General features: G+C 62.8%; 20 protein-coding genes and 1 tRNA gene. 7 read left to right on the forward strand and 14 right to left on the reverse strand.

Annotated features, from left to right (window positions below):
- Positions 1-120 precede the first annotated feature (120 nt).
- From parC to Bsp3421_RS24975, 4 genes are all read right to left on the reverse strand, one after another.
- On the reverse strand, positions 121-2439 hold the full coding sequence (parC, locus tag Bsp3421_RS24960) for a DNA topoisomerase IV subunit A (RefSeq protein ID WP_273998524.1): 2319 nt from the start codon (positions 2437-2439) through the stop codon (positions 121-123).
- Between the two features lie 55 nt (positions 2440-2494).
- Complete coding sequence (gene parE / locus Bsp3421_RS24965) at positions 2495-4477, reverse strand: DNA topoisomerase IV subunit B (RefSeq protein ID WP_273998526.1); 1983 nt, start codon at positions 4475-4477, stop codon at positions 2495-2497.
- Positions 4478-4724: 247 nt separating this feature from the next.
- Entirely contained in the window at positions 4725-6668 is a 1944-nt protein-coding gene (locus Bsp3421_RS24970) for an ATP-binding cassette domain-containing protein (RefSeq protein WP_273998527.1), read from the reverse strand.
- Between the two features lie 120 nt (positions 6669-6788).
- Entirely contained in the window at positions 6789-7196 is a 408-nt protein-coding gene (locus Bsp3421_RS24975; RefSeq protein ID WP_273998528.1) for a DUF4399 domain-containing protein, read from the reverse strand.
- Between the two features lie 198 nt (positions 7197-7394).
- Between Bsp3421_RS24975 and Bsp3421_RS24980 the strand changes: the two genes are divergently transcribed.
- Positions 7395-7577 (forward strand): rubredoxin, encoded by a 183-nt coding sequence (locus tag Bsp3421_RS24980; RefSeq protein ID WP_273998530.1) that lies wholly within the window; start codon positions 7395-7397, stop codon positions 7575-7577.
- Positions 7578-7722: 145 nt separating this feature from the next.
- Complete coding sequence (locus Bsp3421_RS24985) at positions 7723-8145, forward strand: hypothetical protein (protein ID WP_273998531.1); 423 nt, start codon at positions 7723-7725, stop codon at positions 8143-8145.
- Between the two features lie 228 nt (positions 8146-8373).
- On the opposite strand, the gene Bsp3421_RS24990 is transcribed toward Bsp3421_RS24985, so the two are convergent.
- The gene (locus tag Bsp3421_RS24990; protein ID WP_273998533.1) at positions 8374-8988 is read right to left on the reverse strand and encodes a trypsin-like serine protease; all 615 of its coding nucleotides are present in this window, start codon (positions 8986-8988) and stop codon (positions 8374-8376) included.
- A 272-nt stretch (positions 8989-9260) separates the two neighbouring features.
- Here Bsp3421_RS24990 and Bsp3421_RS24995 point away from each other — a divergent pair.
- Together Bsp3421_RS24995 and Bsp3421_RS25000 are read left to right on the forward strand one after the other, a co-directional pair.
- A tRNA-Arg gene (locus Bsp3421_RS24995) sits at positions 9261-9335 on the forward strand.
- A 163-nt stretch (positions 9336-9498) separates the two neighbouring features.
- Entirely contained in the window at positions 9499-10713 is a 1215-nt protein-coding gene (locus Bsp3421_RS25000; RefSeq protein WP_273998535.1) for a tyrosine-type recombinase/integrase, read from the forward strand.
- 66 nt (positions 10714-10779) lie between these two features.
- Here Bsp3421_RS25000 and Bsp3421_RS25005 read toward each other — a convergent pair whose 3' ends face one another.
- On the reverse strand, positions 10780-11037 hold the full coding sequence (locus Bsp3421_RS25005; protein WP_273998536.1) for a helix-turn-helix domain-containing protein: 258 nt from the start codon (positions 11035-11037) through the stop codon (positions 10780-10782).
- 63 nt (positions 11038-11100) lie between these two features.
- Here Bsp3421_RS25005 and Bsp3421_RS25010 point away from each other — a divergent pair, with 63 nt between their 5' ends.
- Together Bsp3421_RS25010 and Bsp3421_RS25015 are read left to right on the forward strand one after the other, a co-directional pair.
- Entirely contained in the window at positions 11101-11457 is a 357-nt protein-coding gene (locus Bsp3421_RS25010; protein WP_273998537.1) for a hypothetical protein, read from the forward strand.
- Between the two features lie 7 nt (positions 11458-11464).
- On the forward strand, positions 11465-11800 hold the full coding sequence (locus tag Bsp3421_RS25015) for an H-NS histone family protein (RefSeq protein ID WP_273998539.1): 336 nt from the start codon (positions 11465-11467) through the stop codon (positions 11798-11800).
- 903 nt (positions 11801-12703) lie between these two features.
- Here Bsp3421_RS25015 and Bsp3421_RS25020 read toward each other — a convergent pair.
- The 8 genes from Bsp3421_RS25020 to Bsp3421_RS25055 all read right to left on the reverse strand — a co-directional run bounded on the left by Bsp3421_RS25020 (position 12704) and on the right by Bsp3421_RS25055 (position 19386).
- Complete coding sequence (locus tag Bsp3421_RS25020) at positions 12704-15556, reverse strand: DUF927 domain-containing protein (protein WP_273998540.1); 2853 nt, start codon at positions 15554-15556, stop codon at positions 12704-12706.
- Positions 15557-15683: 127 nt separating this feature from the next.
- Positions 15684-16010 carry a hypothetical protein gene (locus tag Bsp3421_RS25025; protein WP_273998541.1) on the reverse strand — a complete coding sequence of 109 codons (327 nt, stop codon included), beginning with the start codon at positions 16008-16010 and terminating at the stop codon, positions 15684-15686.
- A gap of 9 nt (positions 16011-16019) precedes the next feature.
- Positions 16020-16364 (reverse strand): hypothetical protein, encoded by a 345-nt coding sequence (locus Bsp3421_RS25030; RefSeq protein ID WP_273998542.1) that lies wholly within the window; start codon positions 16362-16364, stop codon positions 16020-16022.
- Between the two features lie 234 nt (positions 16365-16598).
- Positions 16599-16775, reverse strand: coding sequence for a hypothetical protein (locus tag Bsp3421_RS25035; RefSeq protein WP_273998544.1), 177 nt, complete (start codon positions 16773-16775; stop codon positions 16599-16601).
- Positions 16776-17139: 364 nt separating this feature from the next.
- Positions 17140-17421, reverse strand: coding sequence for a hypothetical protein (locus Bsp3421_RS25040; RefSeq protein ID WP_273998545.1), 282 nt, complete (start codon positions 17419-17421; stop codon positions 17140-17142).
- Entirely contained in the window at positions 17418-18119 is a 702-nt protein-coding gene (locus Bsp3421_RS25045) for a Rha family transcriptional regulator (protein ID WP_273998548.1), read from the reverse strand. The genes Bsp3421_RS25040 and Bsp3421_RS25045 overlap by 4 nt, the downstream gene beginning before the upstream one ends.
- On the reverse strand, positions 18119-18382 hold the full coding sequence (locus Bsp3421_RS25050) for a helix-turn-helix transcriptional regulator (RefSeq protein ID WP_273998549.1): 264 nt from the start codon (positions 18380-18382) through the stop codon (positions 18119-18121). The genes Bsp3421_RS25045 and Bsp3421_RS25050 overlap by 1 nt, the downstream gene beginning before the upstream one ends.
- A 113-nt stretch (positions 18383-18495) precedes the next feature.
- Positions 18496-19386, reverse strand: coding sequence for a hypothetical protein (locus Bsp3421_RS25055; RefSeq protein ID WP_273998551.1), 891 nt, complete (start codon positions 19384-19386; stop codon positions 18496-18498).
- Between the two features lie 486 nt (positions 19387-19872).
- Here Bsp3421_RS25055 and Bsp3421_RS25060 point away from each other — a divergent pair, with 486 nt between their 5' ends.
- Positions 19873-21753, forward strand: coding sequence for an ATP-dependent nuclease (locus Bsp3421_RS25060; protein WP_273998553.1), 1881 nt, complete (start codon positions 19873-19875; stop codon positions 21751-21753).
- Positions 21754-21914: the final 161 nt, after the last annotated feature.

Below are 21914 nucleotides of genomic sequence, written 5' to 3' on the forward strand. Positions count from 1 at the left end.
TTCAGCGCGCGGGTCGGCCGACGCGTCGATCGCGCGCACTTGTCGCGCGACCGGTGGTCCAGACAACACAAAGCCGCGCGCCCGCGACAGCAGGCACGCGGCTTCGAGGGCCCCGCGAGATCAGCCGAGGTTCGGACGCAAGCCGAGCAGCTTGAGGCGGCCGTCCGGCGCGCGGCCCTTGCGCGCGCGCTTGCCGACGTGCGATTCGAGCGCGGCGCCGGTCAGCCGGTCCTCCTGCGCCTTGCCGCCCCGGCCCGTGCCCATCAGCACGACGCCCGTCGGCCCGACCGCGAGCGCCTGCGCGAGGGTTTCCCTCGGTTCGAGCGCCATCAGGATCACGCCGCGACCGCCGCCCGACAGCGACTTCATCTCGTCCATGCCGAACACCAGGAGACGGCCGCCGCTCGACAGACACGCGACCTGCACGGCATCGGCCGGCACCGGCATCGGCGCGAGCGGCGCTGCGCCTTCGTCGATCGTCATGAACGCCTTGCCGGCCTTCACGCGGCTCACCATGTCGCCGATCTTCGCGACGAACCCGTAGCCGTTGTTCGACGCGAGCAGCAGCGGCTGATCGGCAGGCGCCGCATAGTAATGCAACAGGTGCGAGCCCGATTCGAGTTCGATCAGCGAGGTCACCGGCACGCCGTCGCCGCGGCCGCCCGGCAGCAGCTGCACGGCCACCGAGTACACGCGGCCGCTGCTGCCCCACGCGATCAGCGTGTCGGGCGTGCGGCACTGGAACGCCGCGTAGAGACTGTCGCCGGCCTTGAACGAGAAGCTCGCCGGATCGAGGCCATGCCCCTTGAGCGCGCGCACCCAGCCCTTCTGCGACACCACCACCGTCACCGGCTCGTCGACCACGCGGGCCTCGAAGGTCGCGCGCTTCTCCTGCTGGATCAGCGTGCGGCGCTCGTCGCCGTACTGCTTGGCGTCGCCCTCGATCTCCTTGATCATGAGGCGCTTCATCGCGCTCTCGTTGGCGAGCAGCTCTTCCAGCTTCGCCTTCTCCGCGCGCAGTTCCTCGAGTTCCTTCTCGATCTTGAACTTCTCGAGCCGCGCGAGCTGGCGCAGACGGATGTCGAGAATGTCGTCGGCCTGCCGCTCGGTCAGCCCGAACGCGCTCATCAGCGCGCTCTTCGGCTCGTCCGACTCGCGGATGATGCGGATCACCTCGTCGATGTTCAGGAAGACGATCATCCGCCCTTCGAGGATGTGGATCCGGTCGTTCACCTTGTCGAGCCGGTGGCGGCAGCGCCGCGTCACGGTCAGCTGGCGGAACGCCACCCACTCGCCGAGGATGTCGGACAAGCCCTTCTGGCCCGGCCGGCCGTCCGCGCCGATCATCACGAGGTTCAGCGTCGCGTTCGATTCGAGGCTCGTGTGCGCGAGCAACGAATGGACGAACTCGGTCTGGTCGATCGCGCGCGACTTCGGCTCGAACACGAGCCGCACCGGCGCATCCTTGCCGGACTCGTCGCGCACCGCGTCGAGCAGGTCGAGCATCGTCTTCTTGGTATTGACCTGTTCCTGCGACAGGGCCTTCTTGCCGAGCTTCAGCTTCGGATTGGTCAGTTCCTCGATTTCCTCGAGCACCTTCTGCCCCGAGGTGTTCGGCGGTAGTTCGGTCACCACCAACTGCCACTGGCCGCGCGCCAGTTCCTCGATCTTCCAGCACGCGCGCACCTTGAGGCTGCCGCGCCCGGTTTTATAGGCGGCCGAGATTTCCGCGTCGCTCGAGATGATCTGCCCGCCGCCCGGGAAGTCGGGGCCGGGCACGAGCTGCATCAGCGCGTCGTGCGACAGCGTCGGATTGCGGATCAGCGCGACCGCGGCGGCCGCGACCTCGCGCAGGTTGTGCGACGGAATCTCGGTCGCGAGCCCGACCGCGATCCCCGACGCGCCGTTCAGCAGCACGAACGGCAGCCGGCCCGGCAGCAGCTTCGGCTCCTCGAACGAACCGTCGTAGTTCGGCATGAAGCCGACCGTGCCCTGGTCGATCTCGTCGAGCAGCAGCTGCGCGATCGGCGTGAGGCGCGCTTCCGTGTAACGCATCGCCGCCGCGCCGTCGCCGTCGCGCGAACCGAAGTTGCCCTGGCCGTCGATCAGCGGATAGCGCATCGAGAAGTCCTGCGCGAGACGCACGAGCGCGTCATAGGCGGACTGGTCGCCGTGCGGGTGGTACTTGCCGAGCACGTCGCCGACGACGCGCGCGGACTTGACGGGCTTCGCGTTGTTGCCCAGCCCCATCTCGTTCATCGCATAGAGGATGCGGCGTTGGACCGGCTTCTGGCCGTCGCAGACGTCGGGCAGCGCGCGCCCCTTGACGACGCTGACCGCGTAGCCGAGATACGCCTGCTCGGCGTAGTGGCCGAGCGTGAGGAACTCGCCTTCCGGCGCGGCCGGCTCGGCGAAAAGATCGGGAGTGATGTCGTCCATCTTGAATCCGTGTTCTGTATGTGGCGCGAGTGCGAGCGGGCGGGGCCCGCCGCGCTCAGATATCCGCTTCGACTTCGTTGCCCTTTTCCTCGAGCCAGCTGCGGCGCGCGGCGGCTTCGCCCTTGCCCATCAACATCGTCATCCGCGCGACGGTGCGCTCGTAGTCGAGGTCGCCGAGCCGCACCGGCATCAGGCGGCGGGTGTCGGGATTCATCGTCGTGTCCCACAGCTGCTCGGCGCTCATTTCGCCGAGACCCTTGAAGCGGCTCACGCTCAGCTGGCTCTCGCGCACCCCTTCCTTCGCGAGCTTGTCGAAGATCGCGACGCGCTCGCCCTCGTCGAGCGCGTAGAGCTTCTGCGCGGGCTTCTTGCCGCGCGCGGGCGCATCGACCCGGAACAGGGGCGGACGCGCGACGAACACGTGACCGCGCTCGATCAGCTGCGGGAAGTGCTTGAAGAACAGCGTGAGCAGCAGCACCTGGATGTGGGAACCGTCGACGTCCGCATCCGACAGGATGCAGATCTTGCCGTAGCGCAGGTTCGACAGGTCGACGCTGTCGTCGGGGCTGTGCGGATCGACGCCGATCGCGACCGAGATGTCGTGCACCTCGTTGTTCGCGAACAGGCGGTCGCGCTCGGTTTCCCAGGTGTTGAGCACCTTGCCGCGCAGCGGCAGGATCGCCTGGTATTCCTTGTCGCGGCCCATCTTGGCCGAGCCGCCCGCCGAATCGCCCTCGACCAGGAACAGCTCGTTGCGCGCGATGTCCTCGGTCTCGCAGTCGGTCAGCTTGCCCGGCAGCACCGCGACGCCCGAGCTCTTGCGCTTCTCGACCTTCTGGCCCGCACGGGTGCGCGCCTGCGCCTGCTTGATCACGAGCTCCGCGAGCTTCTTGCCGTGCTCGACGTGCTGGTTCAGCCACAGTTCGAGCGCCGGACGCGCGAACGACGACACGAGCTTGACCGCGTCGCGGCTGTTCAGCCGCTCCTTGATCTGCCCTTGGAACTGCGGATCGAGCACCTTCGCGGACAGCACGAAGGACACCCGCGCGAACACGTCCTCGGCGAGCAGCTTCACGCCCTTGGGCTGAAGGTTGTGCAGCTCGACGAAGCTCTTCACCGCCTGGTAGAGGCCGTCGCGCAGGCCCGACTCATGGGTGCCGCCCGCGGGCGTCGGGATCAGGTTCACGTAGGACTCGCGCACGAGCGAGCCTTCCTCGCTCCAGGCGACCACCCACGACGCGCCCTCGCCCTCGGCGAACGAATCGTCGCCCGAACGGCCGTCCGCGAAGCGCTCGCCCTCGAACAGCGGGATCAGCAGCTCGCTGTCGTTCATCCCTTCGAGCAGGTAGCCGCGCAGGCCGTCCTCGTACTTCCAGCTCTGGCGCTCGCCCGTCTTCTCGTTGATGAACGCCACCTCGACGCCCGGCAGCAGCACCGCCTTGGAGCGCAGCAGGCGCTGCAGCTCGCCGAGCGGCAGGTTCGGCGAATCGAAGTACGTCGGATTCGGCCAGACCGTCACGCGGGTGCCGGTCTTCTTCTCGCCGCGCCCCGCCGACTGGATCGCCAGCTGCCGCACCACGTCGCCTTCCGCGAAACCGAGCGTGGCGACCTTGCCGTCGCGCCACACCGTCACGTCGAGACGCGTCGCGAGCGCGTTGGTGACCGACACGCCGACGCCGTGCAGGCCGCCCGAGAACGTGTACGCGCCGCCCGCGGCCTTGTCGAACTTGCCGCCCGCATGCAGGCGCGTGTAGACGATCTCGACCACCGGCACGCCTTCCTCCGGATGCAGGCCGAACGGAATGCCGCGCCCGTCGTCCTCCACCGATACCGATTGATCCGCGTGCAGCGTGACCGTGATCTGCTTGCCGTAACCGCCCAACGCCTCGTCGGACGCGTTGTCGATGACTTCCTGGATGATGTGCAGCGGATTCTCGGTCCGGGTGTACATACCGGGCCGCTGCTTGACGGGCTCGAGGCCCTTCAGCACCTTGATCGATGCTTCGCTATACGCCGCGCTGGGCTTTTTCGTGGACATAGGCGCTTGGGTTCGTCATTCCTCGTGAAGTTATCCACAGCTACTGTGGATAACGTCGTGGACAAAACGTTGAATTCGATAAAAAAGCGAATCGAAACAATGGCGAGCTTAGATTGCTTCGAAAGCGGGCGGCGGCCACTGTGCAAAACGCAGTGGCGGGCCGCCCGGAGCGCCGTCGCTCCGGGCGCGCCGCGCCGAACGGGCCGTATTCTACTGGTTCCGTCGGCGCGCCTTCATGAACGGAGGCTTACACCGGCTTGCGCTTGGCCTCGAGCAGCTCCCAGCGCTCGAGCGCGGCGAGGAGTTCGTCGTCGAGCGCGGCGAAGCGCTCGGTCAGGCGGGCGCCCTCCTGGGCGTCGCGCGCGAAGATCGCGCCGTCCTCGAGCTGGGCGCCGATCGCCTTCTGCTCGGCCTCCAGCGCCGCGATCCGGTCGGGCAGCCCGTCCAGCTCGCGCTGCTCGTTGAACGACAGCTTCACCGTGCGCTGGGCATTGCGGCCGGGCGCGCCCTTCGCGTCGTCGCGCACGGGGGCCGGCTCCTTGGGCGCGCGCTTCGCGGCCTCCTGCTGGGCCAGCTGCGCCGCGCGCCCGCGCTGCACCTGCCAGTCGGAGAAGCCGCCGACGTACTCGCGCCACAGGCCGTCGCCTTCCGCCGCGATCACCGAGGTCGCGACGTTGTCGAGGAACGCGCGGTCGTGGCTGACGAGCAGCACGGTGCCGTCGTAGTCGGTCAGCAGCTCCTCGAGGAGTTCGAGCGTCGGGATGTCGAGATCGTTGGTCGGCTCGTCGAGCACCAGCACGTTGGCGGGCCGCGCGAACAGGCGCGCGAGCAGCAGGCGGTTGCGTTCGCCGCCCGACAGCGACTTGACGGGCGAACGCGCGCGCTCGGGCGCGAACAGGAAATCGCCGAGATAGCTCATCACGTGCTTCTTCTCGCCGCCGATCTCGACCCACTCGCTGCCGGGGCTGATCGTGTCCGCGAGGCTCTTCTCGGCATCGAGCTGCGCGCGCATCTGGTCGAAGTACGCGACCTGGAGGTTGGTGCCGGTGCGCACCGTGCCTTCGTCGGGCTGGATCTCGCCGAGGATCAGCTTGAGCAGCGTGGTCTTGCCGGCGCCGTTCGCGCCGATGAAACCGATCTTGTCGCCGCGCATCACCGTCGCCGAGAAGCGCTCGACCACCGCGCGCGCGCCGTAGCGCTTCGTCACGTCGGTCAGCTCCGCGACGATCTTGCCCGAGCGCTCGCCCTGGGCGACGTCGAGCTTGACGTTGCCCTGCACGTTGCGGCGCTCCGCGCGCTCGTTGCGCATCTGTTCGAGGCGCGCGACGCGCCCGACGCTGCGGGTGCGGCGCGCCTCGACGCCCTTGCGGATCCACACCTCTTCCTGGGCGAGGAACTTGTCGAACTTCTCGTTCTCGACGCGCTCCACCTCCAGCTGCTGGGCCTTGCGGACCTGGTACGCCGAGAAATTCCCGGGATAGGACAGCAGGCGGCCGCGATCGAGCTCGACGATGCGGGTCGCCACCCGGTCGAGGAACGCGCGGTCGTGGGTGATGAACAACAGGCCCGCGCGCTGCGACACGAGCAGATCCTCGAGCCAGCGGATGCCGTCGAAATCGAGGTGGTTGGTCGGTTCGTCGAGCAGCAGCACGTCGGGCTGGACGACGAGCGCGCGCGCGAGCGCGACGCGCTTTTGCATGCCGCCCGACAGCGCGTCGACCTGCGCCTCGCCGTCGAGGCCGATCTGCGCGAGCGTGGTGGCGACGCGGGTGCGCCAGTTCCAGGCGTCGGTCGCGTCGAGCGACGACTGCAGCGCATTCATGCGGGCCAGCAGCGTGTCGTGCTCCGCGCCCTCGGGCGTGTCGGCGAGACGATGCGCGATCGCATCGTATTCGTCGTGCAGCTCGCGGGCGTGCGTGAGGCCCGACGCGACCGCATCGAACACCGACAGCCCGGCGTCGAACTCGGGCTCCTGCGGCACGTACACCGTCACGAGATCCTGCTGGCGCGTGACGAGGCCGTCGTCGGGCCGCGCGAGTTCCGCGACGATCTTCAGGAGCGACGACTTGCCTGCGCCGTTGCGGCCGATCAGACCGACGCGTTCGCCGGCCTCGAGCGAGAAATCCGCGTGATCGAGCAACGCGACGTGGCCGAACGCGAGTTGGGCGCCGGTGATGGAATAAAGCGACATGGAGGAAACGGCGAAGAGGAATCGGAAGCGCCCATTGTACCGGGCGCGGCGCGCGGCGCCGCACTGGCCTGATGGCCTAGGCGGCGAACGGCAAAACCCGCGAACGCGGGCGGGGCAGACTCAGTGGTCGACGTTGACTGAAATCGTCTGGCTTATTTCGGGACCATACGAGCGGTGGGCGCCGTCGCCGAACTGCAGGGTCAGCGTGTGCCGGCCGGGCGGCAAGACGATATCGGTCTCGGTCTGGCCCTTGCCGTAGTGCAGCGACCGATCGGAGGCGGGAATCACGTCGCCTTTCGGAACCGGCCGGCCGTCGATCAGCAGGTGATGATGGCCCGTGTTCGGCGTCATGTCGCCGGCCGGCCGGATCTCCATGCCTTCGAGGCCGAACTTCACGTGTATCGGGTTCGACACGGTCGCGCCGTCATCCGGCGCGACGAAATACACCCGCGCCTCGGCGCGGGCAGCGGCGGACGCGACGAGCGCGGCCGCACAGAACAATCCGGCGATCCATTTCGTGTTGCGCATCGATTTCCTCCTTCTGACGTGAAAGGCCCTCGCAGCATACACCGCTGTTGCGCGGCACGGCGCTGGGGTTCCGGGGCGGGCGCGTTTGAAACGGGCGCGGGCGAGGCGGCGCGCGAATTCCGGTACCATTGCGCGTTTTCCGCCGGCTGCGAACGTGCGCCGGCGCATCGGATCAACGCATCATCGGGAACGCAACACATGAGCGAAGTCATCGAATACAAGAGCTGGGTCTGCCTGATCTGCGGCTGGATCTACAACGAAGCGGATGGGCTGCCGGATGAAGGCATCGCGCCCGGTACGCTGTTCGCCGACATCCCGAACGACTGGCGCTGCCCGCTGTGCGACGTGGGCAAGGAAGATTTCGTCACGGTCGAGTTTTGAGTCTGATCCGGGGGAGTGGCACGGGTCGCGTCAATCACCTGCCCGGGCTCACCGCCTGAGCGTCGGTTTCTCGACTGACGATCCCGCCAATCCAGCGTCACCTCCCAGAATACGTAGGTTACTCCGCGCATTGCCCCGATTTAGCATGGATGAACCCGGCGACCCGACAAGGGGTGCGCCGCGGTTGGCGTCTGTCGACAGCTTGCGCTCGCGGCATGGTCGATACGGCGCCACCATTTACAAACCGGATGACATCCTGGAGAAAAAAATGGCCACTCCTCGCATTTCCTGGGGCTCCGTCAATGCGAACGGGCAAATCATCAGCGGCAGCAACGACTTCACCGTCACGAATACCAGCAGCGGACGGTACACCATTGCGTTCAATCAGGGATTCTCGACGACGCCCGCCGTGGTCGGATCGCAGAACAATTACGACAACGCCAATCAGAGCAACCTGGATGGCGTAGCCTTCCCGTTCGTCAACACGAACTCCTTCCAGATCAATACCGGCGACGGCACCGGCAAGGCGGCGAATCGCAGCTTCGCCTTCATTGCAATCGGCGCCTGACGATCCGGCAAGGTCCGCTGTAACGCGCCCTCGTCGACAGGCAGGGCGCGTTTTGCTTCATGCACAGTCCGCTGGGCAGACGATTTCCTCGTATGGCATGTCGATGCTTCACACATAGATCCGAGCGCACGAGGCGGGAGCCGCACACGGTGCGCGGGCGTAAATGTGGGCGGGAGCCGCGCCGCCGCGTTCGGTCACCATCGTCGCTCGCGGTCGTCATGACCTTGTCTAGTCCCAGACCAGATTGTCGAACGGGGTAAACCACCCGCAGTATTTGCCGTCGTGTTTCACGCGACCGCCGTACACGCCAAAGCAGATCTCGGTGCCCTCGCCGACCACCGGCGCGCCGCTGTCCCCATCCTGGGTCTGGATCCCGTTGTCAAACTCCACGAGGACTACGTTCCGGGCCACTTCGTTGGTTTCCGGGACGGTGATATCGACGTCCGGTTCGAGCACCGTGCCGGTCAAGGTGCCGCTTGCCATGCCTTCCAGCCAGACTCGCGAACCCCGTCCAGGCAGCACGCTCGCGCCGAACTGCACGGTCCGGGTTCCCTGATTCGTCCAGATCTGGTTGAGCGCGGCCTCGACGCCCGGCGCGATGCTGACCAGCGCGATGTCCTGGGGCGTGTCGGCGTGCAGGAAGTTCTCGCGCAGCTCGCCGACCACGTGCGCATCGTCGGGCTGCCCCACTTTCTTGTCCTTGGCGCCGAACACATGGCCCGCCGTCACGAAGCATTTGTCGCCCTCGTACATCACGACGAGACCCAGGGTGCCGATCTTGCTGTGGGTGACGATTCGAATGCCGCCGACGAGCGGGCGCACCTTGAGATGGTTCTCGGGCATGGCTGGCTCCTGTTGCGGTGAATGGACGCGGCTGGAATGTCGGTCCCGATTCAGGGACGTGCGGGGCGGGTGGGTGTGAAGGGCGGGGGGTACGGGATTGGATGGGTGTGTTTGTCTGCGTCGATGCGTGTTATTTGCAAGGTCTTTGATATACTCTGCGCTCGCCGGCGGGGGCGTCATGCTCCGGCTCCGGTGTTGTGCAGGCATATCGATTTCAATAGCGATATGCCCGGGCCGGTTGGTTGACGCATTCAACCCGGCCAGACTATCCGCTCCCCGTAGTTCAATGGATAGAACAAGCGCCTCCTAAGCGCTAGATACAGGTTCGATTCCTGTCGGGGGGACCAGCCAAGCCCCAAACCTCTCCCAAGATTCACAAGAAAACCCCCGCTCAAGCCCGTCTGACAGGCCTCCAGCTCACATCATTACCCAAGGTTGCTCAGTGACAGCCGGAGAAAGTGTTGGTATTTTTGTTGGCATCAACAGATACCAACAACTCAGATACCAACAATGCCTCTCACTGACATACAGGTACGGAACGCGAAGGCCAGCGCAGCACCGTACAAACTCACGGACGGCAACGGGATGTTCTTGCTCGTCCAGCCGAACGGCGCGAAGTACTGGCGCTTGTCCTACCGCTTCGTTGGCAAGCAGAAGACGCTCGCCCTCGGCGTCTATCCGGCCGTCACGCTTGCGACGGCGCGTAAGAAGCGCGACGAGGCCCGCGAGCAGATCGCGGCCGGCATCGATCCGGGCGAGGCGAAGAAGGACGCGAAACGGGCCGCCGAGATCGCAGCAGCCAACTCGTTCGAAGCGGTAGCCCGCGAGTGGTTCGACTCTCAGCGTCCGGGCTGGAGTGACGGCTACGCGGAGAAGGTGCTGAATTCGCTTGAGGTCGACGTGTTCCCGAAGATCGGCCGTCGCCCGCTCACGGAGATCGATTCGCCGCAGATGCTCAGCATCGTTCGAGAGGTCGAGGCGCGCGGGGTACGCGAGACGGCGAAGCGGATTCTCCAGCGCTCTCGCGCGGTCTTCCAGTACGGGATCATGACCGGGCGATGTTCCCGAAATCCGGCCGCAGACATCGACGCGCAAACGGTGCTGAAGAAAGGCCCAGGTGTTCGGCACATGGCGCGCGTCAAGGCGGCAGAGATACCGCAACTGATGCGTGATATCGACAACTACCAAGGCGATCTAGTAACCCGGCTCGCGCTCCGCCTCATGGCGCTAACGTTCTTGCGCACAAAGGAAATGATTCGCGCCGAGTGGTCTGAGTTTGACGAAGCCGCCGCAGAATGGCGCGTACCTCCCGAACGGATGAAGATGCGCGACCCGCACATCGTGCCGCTGTCTCGGCAGTCGCTCGATGTGCTCGTACAGCTCCGCGCGATCAATGGTCAGCATCGATTCGTCTTCTACAGCGTGCAGGGCCGAAGCCACATTTCGAACAACACGATGCTCTATGCGCTCTATCGCATGGGCTACAAGTCGCGAATGACGGGGCACGGCTTTCGCGGGTTGGCCGCTACGGCTCTGCGTGAATTCGGCTTCACCCGGGACGTTGTAGAGCGCCAGATGGCGCACGCCGAACGCAATCAAGTGACGGCCGCTTACGTCCATGCGGAATATCTGCCGGAACGCCGGCGCATGATGCAGGTGTGGGGAGATCACCTCGACAAGCTCAAAGCTGGGGCGGAAATCATCCCAATCGCGGTGGCAAGATAGACGGCAGCCGCACTCTTCCCAAACGCGCAGCAGCGCCGCGTTGGAAATGCGGTTCAGTCAAGGAATTTATCGGGGCAACTGAGGTAATGACTGAGCCTGTACCCGATCGATGAATTCATGCGGATCGGCGTCAAGTGCATGAAGGATGTCCAGCAATTCGATCAAATCTACGCGCCTCGATCCACTTTCATATTTCGACACGAAGGTTTGCGTCCGCTTGAGTCGATCCGCAAGATCTTGCTGACGTAAGCCTCTGTCTAAGCGAATCTGAATCAGCAGTTTCGCGATGAGCGGATAACGATGGTCGTGAATGGGATGAGTCATAGCGTGCAATCTACATGCACATACGTTATATTCTATATTCGCATATAGAATAATGAGGGTTCAATGACCGTGCTGTTGGGGTTGCTTGCCGCCATCGGCACAGCAACCGGCATTGTGCTGGACATGGACTGGCTCGGGATTAACCGTGCGGGCCTATCCAGAATCGGCTGGTGTCTCGCCAGCGTTGTGACTGGACCATTCGCAGCCGTTGCATATTTGGCCTGCCGACATTTCGCGCGACGCCGGCTGATCTCCGCTGTCTGGAAGATGGTGGGCAATCGGGCCTCCCCTACTTGCCTGCGTCGCTCGCGTCTGCTGGCTCTGCGTCAGCACAACGTGATTTCGATCCCCATTTTCAATGCGTGTTTTGTTGCATTGCAAAACGATGTCTTCTCAATGGACCGGACGACCTGCGAATAAGCCCCTCGTGGTCGTCGCTATGCCAGTTAATCAAGAATCAGTTTCCTTTATGCCAACCTATCAAGAACTTCTCGCCGAACAAATCGAACTGACGAAACGCATTGCGGAGGCACGCACGCTCGAGCGTCGTTCGGCGCTCAAGCGCATCCACGGCTTGATTGCGGAATTTGAACTGGAGCAATCCGAGGTGTTTGGACGGGCATTGCGCCCTGGAGGCCGCCCCCGTGCCCCCGCCAAATATCGTGATCCGGTGTCCGGCGTGACATGGAGCGGACGAGGGCGCCAACCCACTTGGATTCGCGGTAGGGATCGCACTGCGTTTCTGATTTTGCCTGAGTCCTGACACAATACGAGGCAGTCGAGCCAAGCGTTACCGCCTGAATTTTGGACACCTCCTCCGGCCAATTTGACTTCTTTCATGAGGAGCGTCGGTGAAGGTTCAGCATTGAACGCAACTATCATCCCGAAAGCCAGCACACCGGTTACCACAACAAACCGGACATGATGATGGCCAGCATGGGCATGAGGGAGGCGAACGACCTCGCGCCTGTGAGTCTGTGGGTCATTGCCGGCGCGCCGATAGTTCTCGGCAATGACCTGTCGAAGGCACTCTCGAACGATACGACAAGATAGATTCGTGCCGCCACGCTTATGCCCCCCTTGCTGCGCACCTCCCACCGATTTCTCAGAGTTGGCATCGCACTGCCGGCTCCCTGCATTTCGGTATGAATATGACCCCCCTTAGGCACTCAGCGAGTAGGAAGAAGGACGCGGGTTGCGCCCCGCGTGTTTCGCCCCAGACGCAGGGTCCCCCGCCTTCCGCCCCCCTGACATTTGCGGCTGACGTAACGATGTCGGATCGGTTCGCGTCGAGGCCCCCCGTCGAAAACATATTGCCGATGCCCTTCGATTCCCGGTAAGCCGCGCCCCGTCTGGGTTCGCGGCCGACACGAACGATCCACGCCTGACCGCTCAGCGCAAAACGAGTTGGAGACTTGGAGACAAACGCCCGAATCGGTCGAAAAGCCTTGTGGAGTAAGGCTTCGCATATCTCCAAGGGATTTGGAGAGCGCTGGAGATACTGGAGACAAATCCGGCCGGATCGTTACGGATTCGGCAAGATTCGCAGCAGCCGGCGACCCGGTTCCGTCTGGTGCAGATCGCTCAAAGTAACTTTGTGGTGCGGGCGAAAAATGCCGCGCAAAGGAATGCCCGCCACCGCCCTCCCGGACGGCGGCGGCGTCTTTCACAGTTCGAGCGTGAAGATCGACGGCAACACACGGTAGACCATGAACTTGCCGTGGCCGGGTATGTACTCCTGCCGATACGGGTAGCCGTCACTACGCGGCATCAGCACACCCCGCTTCATCAATGCTTTGGCGACGATTTTGTGGTCGAAGCCGGCGCACACGTCCTTGCGAAACACAGCCGCTTCGATCAGGTATTCCGTCTCAACGCTTTCCGCATCGTCGGCACTCATCTTGCCGCCGAACTCCGCGAAATACTCGCGATCGGATGCAATGGGCATCCGGCGTTCGTCGCGCTTCACGTGTTGCTTGAATCCCGCACGGTGCGGCACGTTCGGTCGATGATCGTCCTGCGCCCTGTTCATCCACACGAAACGGTTGTCACCGTGCGCGGCAAGGAAATGCTGTACTTGCCGCACGGCTTCCGCCTCGTCCGAATTGCCTGCACCGCCGCGCAGTTCGAGCCAGCCCTCGAAACAGCGACGCGCAGCCTCGACCGACTCGCCGTGCGGCCAGCCGGTCAGGCCGTAGGCGGTCGCCAGTTCGCCAGCTACCGCAACCAGACAGAACCGTTTGGCGACGCGCGCGACCTGCGAATGCGCGCCGTCCGGCACCCACTGCGCGACCAGCTCGTCCACACGCCTGCGCAGGCTGTCCGCCAGTTCGCCGGCCTGCGACGACGCCCACTCGATGAACGCCGTGCCGGCCGTGCCGTAGTGCATGCCTGCATGACGCTCTAGATGCTCGATCAGCGCGGCAGGCGTCGGGAAACCGTGCAACCTCTCCACCACACCCATTTCGCCAACCTCGGCCGGAATCGCGGGCAAGCGTACTTCGATACCACCTTTCATTGGCTTGTTGCCTTCGGCCATCAACGCGGAGACGCTCTTTTCACCGTTCGACAGAAACAACAGCCGCCACGTGAGAACGGGCTTGGCCGAGCCGCTACGCGACGCGCGGGCCTTGCCCGACTCGTTCGCGAGCATGTAGATCACATCGCCAACCAAGCGCGGCTCCACCTGCCCGATTTCATCGAGGATCAGCAGCGCGTCGCTATGCTGCGTGGCGACGGCTTCGAGCGCGTTGTCGGTCGCCTTCCAGCTCCGCACATAGTCCGGCGAGCCGAACACGGACGCGGCGATGACACCGCCTGTCGACTTGCCCTTGGACGTCGTGCCGAGCAGATGAAAGCCGCCCGACTGAAGCCCGGAAAAGTGCAGCAACGGACCGGCGAAGGCGGTAGCGACGCAGAACAGCAGCCGGCTATTGCCTACGCAGTAGGCCGCAACCTCGCGTTGCCAGTCGTCCAACGTGCCGCGCTCCTTGAACTGGCTCTGGATCGGCGTATCGGCCTGATAGATCAGCGCCTCTTTGCCGGTGCCGATGACCCGATCGGGCAGCACGAACGCGCCGTGATGCCAGCCGACGCGCGGCACGCAGCGCACGCGCTCGTCAGGCTGCGCCATCTGCACATAGTTCGCGATCTGCGTGCGGGCGATCTGCGTCACTCCGAGCTTCACGCCCATATCGAGCAGCATACGGCGCAGCTCCGTGCCGTCGCCGGCAAAAAGGCCGGCCGGTACCGCCCATCGTTTCAGGATGCCGTCGCGGTCCGTGAATTCGAGCAGGTAGCCCCACTCGCTGTTCATCTCGTTCCGTGTCTCCGCGATTACGTCGATCCGCGTGCTCACCCAATGCGGCGGGAGCGGATCACCCTGATTGTTGAAGCCGTGAAACCACACGCCCTTATCGTCGACGACGAACCGCGACTTGCCATCCTGCGCGCGGGCCGTTTTCGGGCGCTTGGCGGGCTTCGCGGTGGGCAATGATGCGTTGGCCTTGCCTGCATCAGCCGAACCGGCCGGCGCGAGCGCAACGCGCACGGTAGCCGCCACTGCATCCGGGCCGACGTGTGCAGCCAGGTCATTGAAGTCGGTCCCGGCCGCCGAGCGGTTCGGACCGAAGTCGGGCACGGCGACGATTCCGGCGACGGCCTCGGCCGCCGCGCGTGCCTTCGTCACGCCCGGATTGCCCTTCGTCGTGTGATCGTCGTCGGCGCACACGACGATGCGAGCGTCCGGATACTGGCCGCGTAGCGCCGTCGCGACCGCGTGCAGGTTGCCGGAGTCGAACGCGACGGCGGTCGGATAGCCGGTCGCGGCCGCGAGCGTCGCACATGTGGCGTAACCCTCGCCAATCAGCAGCGTGGACGACACCGGCCCGCCGATCAACGAGAAGCAGCCCGCCTTGCGGCCGTTCGGCAGATAGCGTTTCTGGCCGTCCGTCAGGACGAATTCCAGCGTCCACAGCTTGCCGGCCGCGTCACGGGCCGGAATGACGAGTGCGCCGTCGCACGCGGCCGTGCCGATGCACAAGCCGCCGCGATAAACGCGCAGCGCATCGACCGGAATGCGCTTGCGAACGAGATAAGGGTGATCGGCCGGCGCCGATTCGGCCGCCGACCAGATCGATTCAGCGAGCGCCGATGCGGCTCGCTGCTTCTCGGTCAGTTCGGCCAGCTCGGCCGCTTCGCGGGCCGCGCGCTCGGCCATCTGCCGCTCACGCTCAGCTGGATCGACCGGCTTGGCGCGATGCGCACGCGGATCGAAGCCGCCAAGCTTGGCGAAGTGAAACAGCGTGTTGATGGTGATCTTGCCGCCCTTGAACGACTTCCACACATCGCACGCGTCCTTGCCGCTGTAGTTTTGCGCGCCTCGGCTCCATTCGTTCCAAAGGGCGAAGCCCTCCTCGCCAAACTCGGCCTTGAGCGCCATCCCTACCTGACGCCACGTTTCGCGGTCGTCGGGCGGGACATAGCCGAGCGCGACTCTCGCCCTCTCGAATTCGGACATCGGTGCGTTACTCATAGTTTCCCACTAGACGTGCGTCGGCCGACTTTCAATTAGTAGTCCATATCATGAAATTACTTACCTGACGCACGAAGAATTGAATGATGCGATGCCGCCTAGCGGCTGGGTGTCAGCCGGCCGCGCGAGGTACCGACAAAACCGCTCCGCCGGCCGTGACATCGTTGCTGTAAACGTAGCGACCTAGACGCGACTCGCCGAGTGCGTCGTTGGCTGCCTCCAGCGCTGCGCCGATCGACGGGAGGGACGCACGAAACAGGCTCAACACCAGCCAGTAGTCTTCATCGGACATGGCCTTGTCAGCCGCCCAATGCAAGCTGTCCAGCAATTCCATCGCATCGCTGATCCGCGTGCCGATGAGGTTGCGATCGGGGCGATTCACCTCAGCCACGAAGTGCGGCGCGAGCGGCTGCACGGCATTCTTGTTTGTCTTTGCCATGGCCACCCCTCAGTGCGTTGTGCGCGGTTCGCGCGTGACGAGCCCGAGCGCGGCGAACAGATGCTGTTGCACGCGCCCCATCAGACCGGCCGCGAACGCGTGCCGGCTCATGGTCACGCGGTACGCATCGACGTCGTCTGCGTCCTGCATGGCGGCCTCCATGCCGCGCGCGAACGCAGCGGCTTGATGCGCCGCATAGTCGTGCAGGCGGACATCGCCTTTCAGATCGAGCCATGCGTCGGCGCAGATCGCACCCAGGTCGACGGCGAATTGCAGCTCTATCGGAGCGCCGGTATCGAGCGGCGGTGCGTTGTCGAATCCCTCGACAACTGCGGTGCGAACGTGCTCGCTCATTACTGGCCTCCCACGCTAGCGTCGTCGATATACGCATAGAGCAAGCTGGATGCCATATCGAGGCACCACGTCAGGACCGCGAGCCGATGAACAGGGGTAATCGCTTGGTGCGGATGTGTAGCGATCGAGCCATCATGGGCGATCGACATGCCAACGACGGATGCCGGTGCAGCGCCGCGGGACGCGCGATAGGTCGACAGGTCCACGACAGAGGCACGCAGAGCGGACGAGCAGTTAGCCATGACGCACCTCCGCGCGGACGAGCGCCGCGATCGCGGCCAGCGCTGCTCCGACCGCATCGAGCTTGTCTTGATATGCGTAGGCAGTTGCCGCGTCGCACAATGCTGTGCAAACGATGGATTGGATGAGGTGGGATTGCTGCCCGGTAAGGGCGTGCTTGAACTGGCGCATCTGCTGCGACCTCCTTTGGGTTTGGCTACAACCCGCGTCCCGGTTCCAATCGGGGTGGGCGGGCACATGGCGGGGTTGGAACACCGGACCAAAGGAAACCGGCACGGCCAAAGCCGTCCCCACCAAGGCCCACCCATAGAAGAAGGCGCGCGAAGGCGTGCGGACGAAAAAATACCGCCAGTGCGGCGGCTGTCCGCCTTTGGAGTCGGGGTTCCACGCCCGGACGCTGTTGTCTCAGCGACATTCACAGGATACTGCGCTCCGCCGCGATGTGCAAATCGGCCACTGGACGATCCAGCGAAGGCGAGAGGATGGGAGTGCAAGCCGTCGCTCATCGCCGCGACAAAGTGACTTTGACGGATCATCACCATGCCGACGCATTCGGATCGAGCATGAAAATGGCATCCTTCATCAACCGAATAGCGCGCTTCGCACGCGACGGCATCGATATCGCATCGCGCTCGAAGACACCCGCACCGACTGCAACCATACAAGCAGCCTCGCGCCGCATGCCGTGCTCGGTACGCTGGAGCACTTCTGACATAAGATCATGTAGACGAGTAAGTTCGCAATCGTAAAATTCCGCGTCTACTTGCTTTTTGCTTGCGCGTGCCGCAGCGTGTTCGTTTTTAACGTTACTTGTCATTGTGCCCCTCCATTCGTCTTGTGGTTAATGCTTCCTGCGCCACTGGCGCGCAGCTCAGCGGCAAAGGCAATGAGCGCAGCCTTGCGCTCGTCGTAAGACCTCCCCATGCCAATCAGCGCAGTGGCGCGCATTTCCAATCGCTTCAGAATGCGCTGATCGGCCGCCGATAAGCTCTCACGATCCAACGACTTGAATTCACCGGTCAGGGCGAAGGCAAGCAAGCGGGCTTCGTTGACATAGTGATGTGGCCGAGTCTCTTTGCCCTCTGCGTCGCGACGCATGGCGAGCATTTCACACACGACACCGTAATGGGCCGCCGACACCTGACGATTCTCAGACCAGTCGGATGTCGCCTTTTCCGCCTGCACGGCACGCATTGCCAGGAACGCGTCGACCAAGCGACTCTGACCAATGCGAGCATTGCGACCGCCCACGAACGGCATAGCGATTAGCGCGCCACGCTCGTCCAATTCGATCATGCGCTGCCGGCGATTCCACTTGTCCGTGTAGGAGGTCGGCTCAAAATTGAGTCGATCTATCGTGCCGTCAGCGATCAAACTATCGATCGTACGTAGCACGTTTTTATGATTGCGACCAAATTCACGCGCGATTTTGAGGCTGTCGGTGATTAACTTGCCGCCGTGCACCTTCACAAGTGCTGCTGCCAAAGGGGCCGCACCTCGACCGATTTCAGCCATTACGTGCCCTCCGTCACTTCGCTCGCCATATCGGCGACGCGGTAGTTCAGGGGATCAGCGAGATAGCGATGAATCTCTCGATTTCTCCAGACTGTGCAGCGCTGGGTCAGGCGGATCGAGCGCGGAAACTTCCCCTCGCGCTCACGCTGACGGACAGTTTCACGGGACAACTGGATGGACGAACGCAGACTTTCCCAGCGAGAAAGACCGTCAAGCGGCAGCGCAACCGGGGAAAACAGTGTGGAAGTGTTCTTTACGGACATATGTGCTCCCTGAGCATGCCTACGTCACCATTGACATAGACGGGAGCGACTATCGCCGCACGATCAGCACCTTTTAAAGTGAAATGTCCTGATTACAGGAATGTCCTGCAATTTCACATCGAAATGTCCGTAGATGAATCGTCGCCAGCAAATTGTTCGATCAGCCGGCGCACGTGACGCTCTGAAATATCCAGGATTCTCGCGATCGTTTTTCGCTCGTCGATTCCAATCTGCACCCCACGATTGCGATAGCGCGCAACTTCCGCCTTCACTAGTGCACGCGTTGCGGCCCCCTTCGCGACATTGGCATCCCGACCAACTGATCCGTCTCTCTTCCTCTTCTCTCGGAGCATCGCCTCTGCCTCCAGAGTCGCCGTAGCGGTCGTCAACTGCCGACGTTGGTGTTCGAGCGCAGCGGTAAAGGCATGAGTGATGCCGCAATAGACGAAAGCGTAAATCCGCTGTTCACGTTGGATGCTGCTGACATCAGCGGAAACAGCAAATTCAATCGCTCGCTCCATATCCGGCCATAGCTTTCGAATCTGTGCATAGATGGCCTTATCCGGCTTAAACAAGCCGAAAAGATCGCCGCCGGCGCGTGCTCGCCGCCTAGCCTCCGCCACCCCGCGCAAATACAAGGCGTACATCCATTCCGTTCGCTCGTACTTCCCACCACTCATGCGTGCGACGTGCGCCGCATTCTGTTCCAACGGATACGGCAACGAATCGCTCGACGAAAGCCGTCGCACCCGAAGCAAATCGAGGCGCTCCATCTGGAAATGCTCGCGCTCCCACCGTTCATACTCCACCTTGATTAGCTGAGCAGCGGCGGCCTGCACTGCAAGACTGTCCCTATCGGCCGGATCGAGATGCAGAAAATGGTCGGAGACTTGATTGATTTTCGCGGCCGGGCCGCTGTCGGCAAACGCGGCCAGTTCTTCCGCAGAGACCGGATCTTCGTCCGGATCTATTTCCTCGTGACCGAGGAAATGTGACTTTCTCATGTCCACCCTTCGCGTGGACCTTCACGACGAACGCCGAGCCAGCCGGTGAAGGTGTCCGGTTTTCGGGTGACCGCCCTATGCTCAACGAATGACATTTTCTCACGACTCGCTACACCGACTGTTCTGTCGGCCAAGTATGAAACCTACCAGCTACGGAAGTCGGCAGCGAAAAAGGCAGCGCGTGGCCGGTACGCAGCGCCGACCTTTCAAGGTCGGCCAAGACGAGCCAGCCATTGCCGAAAGTCTGGTTTATAGTGGTTCCTGCCTGTCGGATACGGTTGGCGAATAACCGCTGCTATGACGCGTCGATTTTCACCATTTCGAGCAGCAGTCTTCCACTGCGCCACCCAACTGGACTGCAATAGGTCACTAGGTAAAGGTACGCTTGTCGTTCGCGGACAACTTGGCGAGAACCTGCTCTTTTGGGCAGCGAGTCGGTATTCGCGGCTCGGCCGAGGGCAAAAAGCACAGGGAGCTGGAACCCCTATGAAAATCCAATCTGTTCGAATCATGAACTTCCGCACGTTGAAAGACGTGACGATCCCATTCGACTCCGTCACGACATTCATCGGTCCGAATGGTGCCGGCAAGTCCACTGTGCTGCGTGCGCTCGACTGGTACTTCAACGGTAAGCCAGGCTCGCTGACGGATAATGACTGCTCCTTTGGAGTTACTACCGAGAATATCGAGGTTCAAGTCACCTTCATTGATCTCACCGACAAGGATCGCGAAGCACTTGGCAAATACACGCCGGACGGTGTAGCCACATTCACAGCATGGAAGCGCCGATTGCCTGACGGCTCTGAGGTGCTTTCGGCGAATGCAAAAGGCTTTCCAGAATTCAGCGCGATCAAAGCAGCTGGCGGCGCGACAGCGAAGAAAGTTGAATATGCCAAGCTCCGCAGTAGCCGTTCGGATCTAAATCTCCCTGCGGCCAACACCGGTGCAGCCGTTGATCAGGAGATGATGACCTGGGAGGCATCTCATACTGATCTACTCCTCGACGCTCCCGAGGCGCTGCAAACCAACTTCTTCGGCTTCAACAGCGGCGGCAAGATGAGCGGTCTCTTCGACTTCGTCCTGGTCACTGCCGACCTTCGAGCGAGCGAAGAGTCGATCGACGGCAAGTCAAGCATCATCGGCCGAATCCTTGAGCGTTCGGTTGATCGTGCTGCTGCCGACGACGCAATTGCGGAGATCGTCGAAGAGTCACGTGCGAAGCAGCAGATAGTCTACGAGGAGAAGTTCAAGACGCAGCTCGATACCATGTCGGCGCAGCTCAATGAGATCCTCATATCTTACTCGCCCGGTCGGGCTGTCACGGTTTCCCCGGCCGAGGTGGAACTCAAGGCCCCTCGGACTACATTCGAGGTCGCCGTGCTCGATGGCACAACCGAGACTGCTGTGGAGCGGCAGGGCCATGGCTTTCAGCGCACTCTTCTGATCTCGGCGCTCCAACTGTTGGCGCAGTCAGGTGCGGCCTCAGCAGAGGGAGTCATCTGCCTGGCGATCGAGGAGCCAGAGCTATTCCAGCACCCGATACAGGCTCAGACGTTCGGAAAGGTACTCCGGTCGCTCGCTGAGGATGCGGGAAAACGCATTCAAGTCACCTATGCGACTCATAGCCCTTATTTCCTTGAGGCGCGACACTTCGATCAAGTCAGGCGGTTGACGAGGTCATCAGGCGAGATTCCTTCGGTCACTGTCCACCTCGCGACGGTCGATGACGTGAAGACGAAGCTCAATGGAGTGATTGACGCCGACCACGTCAGCCGTCAGCTCGATGGCATCGTCACGAATCGCCTCTCTGTCGCGTTGTTCGCAACGCGTGTGTTACTGGTCGAGGGAGATACAGAGGCGGCCGTGTTCTACGGCGTCGGCGATCGAAACGCTGTAGGAAGTCTCGAATCCCAGGGACTGTCGATCGTTTCGACCGGTGGCAAGGGTGGGATCCCGCTTGCTCATGCAATCCTTACCTGCCTCGGGATTCCAACCTATGTACTCTTCGACGGAGACAGTGGCTTCGAGGTGCGAGCTATCGCTGCTGGCAAGTATTCGACCGTGATAGAAGGCGAGCGCACGAAGTTTTCGACAGAGAACCGTCGGCTGCTGAAGTACCTCGGCGAGACCGAAGTTGATTTCCCATCAGAACAAATCGGCGAACGAGTAGCGACCCTGAGCGATCACCTCGAGACCTACCTAGAGTCCAACTGGACTGAATGGGTCACGTCGTGTACCGCGATTGAGGCTACTGCCGGAATACAGTTCGCAAAAAATCAGCAGGCTTACCGGACTGCGACGCTGGAGGCAAAAGGAACTGTTCCAGAAATGCTCAAGCAGATTCTTGCGAAGGCGGGGGGAGCATAGACATGCGTGAAAGCATCTGCCCGTACTGCGAGAAAGCAGTCGAGATTGAAAAAAACAAGGGCGTGGGCACCTTGGCGCACGTTCACGACATCGTGTTTGATCTGTAGTTGCGTGAACAGCTTGATCTGGCCGAACAAGACAAGCAGGACGCCGTCGAACTA

It is taken from the genome of Burkholderia sp. FERM BP-3421, from assembly GCF_028657905.1.
Classification (GTDB): domain Bacteria; phylum Pseudomonadota; class Gammaproteobacteria; order Burkholderiales; family Burkholderiaceae; genus Burkholderia.